This window comes from Coprobacillus sp., assembly GCF_984815275.1.
Genome location: NZ_CFJNYH010000070.1, coordinates 1 through 7,544 on the forward strand (window position 1 = coordinate 1; position 7,544 = coordinate 7,544).

10 protein-coding genes and 1 pseudogene are annotated in these 7,544 nt (G+C 28.5%); 4 read left to right on the top strand and 7 right to left on the bottom strand.

The annotated features are described in order from the left end of the window. Nucleotides 1-184: 184 nt before the first annotated feature. Nucleotides 185-1,015 carry a hypothetical protein gene (locus AC5M21_RS15480; protein ID WP_008788430.1) on the bottom strand — a complete coding sequence of 277 codons (831 nt, stop codon included), beginning with the start codon at nucleotides 1,013-1,015 and terminating at the stop codon, nucleotides 185-187. Nucleotides 1,016-1,269: 254 nt separating this feature from the next. Between AC5M21_RS15480 and AC5M21_RS15485 the strand changes: the two genes are divergently transcribed. Continuing rightward, a complete protein-coding gene (locus AC5M21_RS15485) occupies nucleotides 1,270-2,094 on the top strand; it encodes an SHOCT domain-containing protein (protein ID WP_008788429.1) in 825 nt (274 codons plus the stop codon). 31 nt (nucleotides 2,095-2,125) lie between these two features. On the opposite strand, the gene AC5M21_RS15490 is transcribed toward AC5M21_RS15485, so the two are convergent. The 5 genes from AC5M21_RS15490 to AC5M21_RS15510 all read right to left on the bottom strand — a co-directional run bounded on the left by AC5M21_RS15490 (nucleotide 2,126) and on the right by AC5M21_RS15510 (nucleotide 4,424). Continuing rightward, complete coding sequence (locus tag AC5M21_RS15490; RefSeq protein ID WP_017144170.1) at nucleotides 2,126-2,527, bottom strand: hypothetical protein; 402 nt, start codon at nucleotides 2,525-2,527, stop codon at nucleotides 2,126-2,128. After that, nucleotides 2,509-2,835 carry a DUF5055 domain-containing protein gene (locus AC5M21_RS15495; RefSeq protein WP_008788427.1) on the bottom strand — a complete coding sequence of 109 codons (327 nt, stop codon included), beginning with the start codon at nucleotides 2,833-2,835 and terminating at the stop codon, nucleotides 2,509-2,511. Before AC5M21_RS15495 ends, AC5M21_RS15490 begins: the two co-directional genes overlap by 19 nt. A gap of 20 nt (nucleotides 2,836-2,855) precedes the next feature. Continuing rightward, nucleotides 2,856-3,338, bottom strand: a complete 483-nt coding sequence (locus AC5M21_RS15500) for a hypothetical protein (RefSeq protein WP_008788426.1) — start codon at nucleotides 3,336-3,338, stop codon at nucleotides 2,856-2,858. Between the two features lie 13 nt (nucleotides 3,339-3,351). Further along, a complete protein-coding gene (locus tag AC5M21_RS15505; RefSeq protein ID WP_008788425.1) occupies nucleotides 3,352-3,720 on the bottom strand; it encodes a hypothetical protein in 369 nt (122 codons plus the stop codon). A gap of 224 nt (nucleotides 3,721-3,944) precedes the next feature. Further along, nucleotides 3,945-4,424: a hypothetical protein gene (locus tag AC5M21_RS15510; RefSeq protein ID WP_008788424.1), complete on the bottom strand. Its 480-nt coding sequence runs from the start codon at nucleotides 4,422-4,424 to the stop codon at nucleotides 3,945-3,947. Nucleotides 4,425-4,584: 160 nt separating this feature from the next. Between AC5M21_RS15510 and AC5M21_RS15515 the strand changes: the two genes are divergently transcribed. From AC5M21_RS15515 to AC5M21_RS15525, 3 genes are all read left to right on the top strand, one after another. Further along, entirely contained in the window at nucleotides 4,585-4,953 is a 369-nt protein-coding gene (locus AC5M21_RS15515; protein WP_017144169.1) for a helix-turn-helix domain-containing protein, read from the top strand. Between the two features lies 1 nt (nucleotide 4,954). Beyond that, the gene (locus tag AC5M21_RS15520) at nucleotides 4,955-5,386 is read left to right on the top strand and encodes an ImmA/IrrE family metallo-endopeptidase (RefSeq protein ID WP_008788422.1); all 432 of its coding nucleotides are present in this window, start codon (nucleotides 4,955-4,957) and stop codon (nucleotides 5,384-5,386) included. 191 nt (nucleotides 5,387-5,577) lie between these two features. After that, nucleotides 5,578-7,059, top strand: coding sequence for a L,D-transpeptidase family protein (locus AC5M21_RS15525; RefSeq protein WP_117599047.1), 1,482 nt, complete (start codon nucleotides 5,578-5,580; stop codon nucleotides 7,057-7,059). 249 nt (nucleotides 7,060-7,308) lie between these two features. On the opposite strand, the pseudogene AC5M21_RS15530 reads toward AC5M21_RS15525, so the two are convergent. Beyond that, a pseudogene (locus AC5M21_RS15530) lies at nucleotides 7,309-7,544 on the bottom strand (PD-(D/E)XK nuclease family transposase); the annotation flags it as partial.

Below are 7,544 nucleotides of genomic sequence, written 5' to 3' on the forward strand. Positions count from 1 at the left end.
TATTTAAAAAAGTGTGCAGTAGTTTATCTATTTACACACTTTATATTACACTCCCCCATTTATAGTGGTGTTTTTTTATAAATATACATTATATCAATAATAACTTTACATCTTTTATTTAAAACCAAAATAATATATTAAAATTCTCTTATTTCTAACATTATTAATATATTTAATAACTTATCTACTCTGGCATGACTAAGTCTTTAACATTGATTCCAATCCTTTTCATCTCTTTTTCAAATTCTTGTTTAATATATGCTGCTTGGCTTGAATATAAGACTTCGCTCTTTTCATCTAAGCCTTTACTTTCACTAATTGTATTTTCATTAAAATCATATTTTAAAAATGTTGTTGCAGCCTTAACTGTTGCAGTATTTTCTCCCCAATAATATGAATATATTATCTTTGTAGATTTTTCATACTCTTGAATATAACTCTTATCTATAATATCCAAAGAAATATTAACAATTATTCCATCTTCTTGTTTTGTTCTTGTCCATGTTGATGAGATTGTATTTTGCCCATTTTCATCAGTAGCAAATCCAGTTAATTCATATCCCGCATCAGCCAACTTTTTTCTAGCAGGATATTTTTCATCCAATTCTTTTTTCTTTAATTCCAACCTATGTTCGGATAGAAGTTCTTTTAATTCATACTCCACATCTGCCATATTTGTATCATATTTCTTCAAAATAGCTACTAAATTAATTAATGTAGGATTAGAATCATCTTTAATTTCACTACAATAAATAAATGCTCCATTACTATCAATAAACTTAAGTTTTTCCCACTCATCACCTTCAATTAGCCTAACAACAAATTGATATTCTTCCTTTTCAAAAGTAATAGTATCACATTCAGTATTATATTTTAATCCATATCCATCAGCTTGCATTGCTTCAAAAGATTTTTTTATATCCTTTGATGCTGCTATTTCAATAGTTGTAAGTAACTCTTTTTCTTTACTATTTATTTTTGGTTGAGAATTACAACCAATTAAGGATATGACCATAATACTTCCTAATAATAACTTCCCAAACTTAACCATTTTTTATGTTGACATATTCAATTTCTTATATGCCTTCTCCTTTCTAACATTATTATAACACATACTATATTTTTAGAAAAAATATTATTACATATTACTTAAAAAATCAAAATTTTCAATAATCTATTTAGACTTTTAAAACATAGTATTTTACGAATTTTATTGTTATTTTAATTATAATTAACTATAATTTATATATAGAAAGCAGGATTGATAATATGAAAAAAGAATTTACTGGCGTTAGTGGCTTTACAGTTCGATTGGAAGACAATGAACACTTATTTGTAAAATCTAGTATTACAAAAGAAAATCTACATTTAGCACATCTTGAATGGATAAAACTAGGAGAAGTTAATTCTCAAGGCAGAGGAACTTTTATTATTGTTACAGATGATACTACTCCTTTTCAGATAGTTTTTAAAAAGAATCAATATGATGAAATGAAAGAATTATATGAAATACTTCTCCCCTATACAAAGCGTTTACTTTTCGAAAAAGAAAATAATAAACTTACAATATTAAATAAAGGTAATTTAGATAAAAAAGTTAGACCAATGAACAAGTTAAATATCTCTCCACCATATGATTCTATTTCTTTTACTGATATCAATAGCTATCAAATAGTTTGTGATAAACAAGTTATCAATAATGATATGTTGAAAAATACAGCTTCTGGTAAGTATATTGCTGGGGGAGTTGGTTCACTTATTGGTGCCCTCTCTTCACTCAATAATGGTGAATATATTTCTAATTTGCAAATCAAATTAAATCTTAATAATTTCGACAAACCTTGTGTTTATGTAAACTATATTACCAGAAATACGAAAACAAATAGTGAGATGGCTAAAGACTTAATTAAGATGTGTGATGAAGATTTAGCAAAGTTAGAAATCATTACAAAAAAAGAGGAAAATAATATTCCTCAAGAAAATAATACAAATGATCCTATTGAAGAAGTCAAAAGGTTGAAAGAACTTCTGGATATGGGAATTTTATTTCAAGAAGAATTTGACAAGAAAAAGAAAGAATTATTGAATCTATAAGATGAAAACACCACAGATTGTGGTGTTTTACTCATTGATAACAATTAACCAAAGTACTCATCCAGACTTTCGCTTTAGCCTGTTCCTCTGCAACTGTTAATTGTTGATCTTCTTCTTTTTGTTCATTCGTCATTGGATATGGCTTTGATGGATATGACGATGCTTGTTGCCCAGATTTTCGACAAAATACATTATATAGTGACGTTGAAATAGCATCATAAATATACATACCTTGTAACCACATATGTGAGTTATGTCGATCTTCTTTTATTTCATAGGCTTGTCTATAGAATTTAGCCAGTTCTACATCTTGGAGATAGAATTCATCATAAGTCATACCAATGGATAAATAAAAGGGAAGAACTTCTTTAAATATTTCTGTATATGTTTTGTTGGAAAGAGAATCCTCAGTGTCTAAAAACTCGCCTTCCAACTTATTGCGTTTTTTGAGTTATCCTCTTCAAATAATGTATTTAATGTATCTGTTGCCATTTCTGATAACTTATTATACATATCATTTTTGTTTGTGAATAAGTGGAAGATATTATCAACTTCCGCTTTTTTAATGCGTTTATGATGTGCATAGAATGCATATTCAAAAAGCTTTGGTAAAATAGTCACAGGCTTTTTATTCATATCTGCTAATACGATACCATCAGCCTCCATTTTTTCTAATGTTTTTCTTGTGTATTCTAATGTGTAATCCACATCATTGTATGTAAATTGAATTGTTTTAGACATTGATTCATTCCTCCTATAAATTATTCAGCAGGTGCTACTGTTGATTTTGCTTGCCAAGTTGGTGCATTTGTTGGTGTAATATATAAGTTTGTTTCCAAAACAGCGTTAACTGCCATTGCTGGTAATCCCATAGCACTTGGTTGTCCTGTAAAATAAACTGATTTTTCTAAACCAGGATGTTTGATTTCAAACCAAACTGATTTTCCTTCTTCTTTAGCTGCTTTATAAGCATCTACTAATGCATTCCAAGCTGTTTCTAAATCTGTAGTAAAGTTTGCTAAAAAAGCTAATGCTCCTCCTAAATCTTTTAAACCTTCAACATATGTCTTGAATTCTGTTTGACTCAAATCAGTTGTTTCTAATGTTTCTGGAGATGGGTTCATCTCAGGAACACTTTTGATATTAGGAATTTGAATATATCCCATAGTTGGTCTTGTTCCAGCAGTTGCTTCAACTGCATAGTTCACTGTGACTCCAGCTGTACTCATAGCAATATTTGACATAATAATTTCCTCCTTATAATGCAGTTTGATACTGCATCAATCTTTTTAACTTTGTTTCTTTATCTTGTGTATCTAATCCACAGTATGTCCTTATATACCCAAGTTGTCGCATAGCATCATCAACACTTATCATAATTGCTTTGATTTCATCCATACCAGTTTGAGATTGAATTTCAATCTCATATTGCTCAACATTATTTGTTCCCAAATCATCGAATGAACGACTATCTTGCAAAACATAATTATCTGTTTGAATTAATGAAATCACTGGATATGTTGAATCATAAAATCTTAATTTCTGATCTGTTGTTTGAATAGTTTCAAACTTTTCTTTTAATGCATTGCTGACAAGTGTATAAACTTGTTTCTCATGATCTATCATTGATTAGACACCTCCTTATATTCAATTGTTTTTAACATCTTTCTCTTTATGAGATGAATATTATAACCTAAGTTATCTTGTTTGATGTTTTCTTTATGAATCTGCTTGGCCAATTAGATTCTTATCAAGAAAGGTATCTCTCTGCCTTTTCTTGACAATATCATCTTAACACCCTTCTATTGGTTATAACTAGGTTCAAGATAAGTTCAAAAAGTATTCATTATTTAAATTTCACTTAAGAATTTACGATTAATTTCATCAATAGAAGGTAATGGACTTGTTATATATTGTGAAAGAGATAAACATATTTCAGGTAATTCTCTTTTATATGTACTTGTACTTATATAATATTTATCATTTAGAGTATCTATCATCTCTTTATATGTTAAAGTCGTAATATAAGTTTCTAAGATCTGTCTTTGTCTCGTTGGTAACAATAGTGTCTTGATCATAAAATTGTTAATAATATCACTTAATAATTGAATCTTTTTAGATAATAATTCTCTTTTAAAAGTATAATCATTCATTCGTGTGATCTGTGACAATGATGTCCCTTTTGTTTCTTCAAACGATGGTGAATGAGGTGCTGGTTCCTCATTAAATTCCTCTAATAAATATTCTCTTTCACGACTCAGTTCTCTCATTCCTTTTAAATAAAGTTTCATGTTGTTAATTGTTTTTAATTGTTCTTCTGAATATCTCATATGCTCTCTCCTCTTTTCTAAGTTTTGGTAAATAATACCAATTGTAAGTTTATATTACTCTAAGATTTGTAGAATTTCAATATGATTTCTAAGAAACTTAGAGTTTTGATTGTTTTTTTAATATTAAAGGTATATAATCGGTTTTAAAGAGGTGATTGCTATGTCAGTCCTTGGAGACAACATCAAAAAAATGCGCGAGGAGCAACACTTAACTCAAGATGAGCTAGGTGAATTATTAGAGATTAGTGGTAAAACAATTTCTTCATGGGAGAAGGAAAGAAGTGAACCAAAGATTGAAATGATTGAAAAATTATCACATATTTTTCATTGTACAAGTTCTCAACTCTTAGGTGAAAATCATGATGATTTCTTTACATCACCAGAAGAAGCCTTGCAATTTATATTAAAACAAGATATGTTTGCTAAATTTGGCGGTTATGATTTAGATACAATGAGTCAAGATGAAATTATTGATATGGCAAATGATATTGCTCAATTTATTAAAATGATTGCAAAGAGGCATAAATAAAATGACTATTGAAGATTTTGTAACTCATGAAATCAATGAGTATCAAACAGATAATGTTAGAGAGATTATTGACTATCATGATATTTCTATAGAATACAATGACCAACTCAACAAAGCATGTGACTCTTCTATATTCCTCTTTCATCAAACTGCCTATATTACTATAAAATCAGACTTAAATCCTTTATATGAAAATTTTCTTTTAGCTCATGAACTTGGACATTATCTTATGCATTATGATGAAAATATTTCTTTTCAGTTTTTATTAAAAACAAGAAAAAATTCATTAGAAAGAGAAGCTAATGAATTTGCTTGTCGTTTCTTATTACATGATATTGATCTTAAAGAAATTGAAAACATAGATTTTATTATTAAAGAAAGAGGTATTCCTATAAAAATATGGAGATCTGTTTGTGAATATATCATTATCTAAATTTCTAAACAATGTCAATCGACATTGTTTTTTTTATTACAAAGGCATTTGAGACATATAGACAAAATAACAAGATATACTCATAAAATCAAATACATTAACAAGCATTTACGAATAGGAAACATTGACTTTTCAAATAAGAATAACTACAATCAAAAAGAATGAAAATAAATAAATGAGGGGATGTTATTATGGATGAAGATCATGTAAAAAATGAGCATGTTGAAGAACAAGAAACAAAAACCAAAAGTCATAAATATATTCTTTTTATAAAAGAATATAAAACGAAATTTCTTATTGGTGGGGGAATTCTATTCATATGTATTTATGCATTTGGATGTATTTATTATCAAAATAGATTTATGTCACGAACAACTATTAATGGAATGAATGTGGCAGGAATAAATTATCAAAAAGCAACACAGAAAATTCAAGAACATATTGATAAACGAACAATGACATTGATATTTCTAGATGGAGAAAAGGAAATCTTAACACAAGAAAATATTGGTTTTACATTTAATCAAAATAATGATATAAAAAAGGAAATAAAAAAACAGAACGCTTTTTTATGGTTTACTCATTGGTTTTATCAAGATAATATTACAATCAATAATTTATTTATTGTTGATGAAAAAAAGTTAGAGACATCTCTATCTCAACTCAAGCACCTGCAAGATGACTATCAAGTAGCACCTGCTGATGCAAAAGTTCAATATAAAGATCATAATTTTTCAATTGCAAAAGAAACAATTGGAAGTAAAATCCAAAAAGATATTCTTATTCAAAAAATAACGACAGCATTTCAAAATGGAGAAACAGAGCTGAATGTAGAAGAAGTTGGTGGCTATGTGAAACCTAAGACAACATCTGAAGATGAAAGTTTAAAAAAATTACTGGAAGCAGCTAAAAAATATTGTGATGTTTCTATTACCTATAAAACAATAAATGAAGATGTTGTTTTAGATGGTAATACTTTAGTATCTTGGCTTTCTATAGATGAGAGTGGAAATTATTATAAAGATGATAATGAATTTAAAAAACAAGCAACAGAATTTGTAAAAAAACTATCTAAAAACATAAACATTATTGGGAAGAAAAAAACATTTACTGGTGCTCATGGCAGAAAGATAAATGTATCAGGAGGGAATTACGGCTATAAACTTAAGCAAGAAAAAGAAGTAGAGGGACTTCTCAAAGATATTCAGGCTGGAAAAAAAGGAATGAGAACACCTGTAACAACTGGTATTCAAGCTTCATATGACAATGGTGGCCTTGGTCAGACATTTATAGAGATAGATATGACAAAACAACATTTTTGGTATCATAAAAATGGAAAAATTGTTTTAGAGTCAGATATTGTTTCTGGCTTACCTAGTGATCCTCATAAAAAAACACCAGCAGGTACTTATTACATTTATTTCATGCAATTAAATCGAACTCTACGTGGTGAAATTCAAGCAGATGGCAAACCTGAATATGAAACACCAGTAGCATACTGGATGGCTTTTAATGGGGGAATTGGTCTTCATGATGCGACTTGGCAATCTCGATTTGGTGGTGATGTCTACTATACTAGAGGATCACATGGCTGTATTAATCTACCACTTAAAGTTGCTGCTGAGTTATACGATATGGTTAAAGTAAACACACCAGTTGTTTGTTATTATTAAAATAAGTAATAAAAAAAGATAATGAGATCAGTGATGATTATCATTATCTTTTTTATGTATCAAGATTATAGAACAGCCACATTTAACAATCTTATTACTATTTCCAATAGACTTGAATGTAAAATCAATTTTATTAATAATGTAGCTGCTTTTTTATTAACAAAATCTAAAAAACACATAAAGAAATTAGACAAATCAACTCAAAAAATTGACTCGCTATAGCCTCTTAATGATTCATATTTCTAATCATTATGAAATGATTTTTTGTATGTATATAGAGCGCTCTTCTTCTGGTATATCAAAAAAGTTAAACGCTTCTTCCAATGTATACCCTTTTTTAGTCATCATTTTTTGGATTAATTGAATTGTTCGTTCAATTCTCCCCCTAGTTTCTCCTTCAATAATGCCTTCTTGCTTACCCTTTCTTTTGATCTCTTCCCAGATTTCACACATCTCTTTTCTCCCTCCTTCTGTCTCTTTAAAAT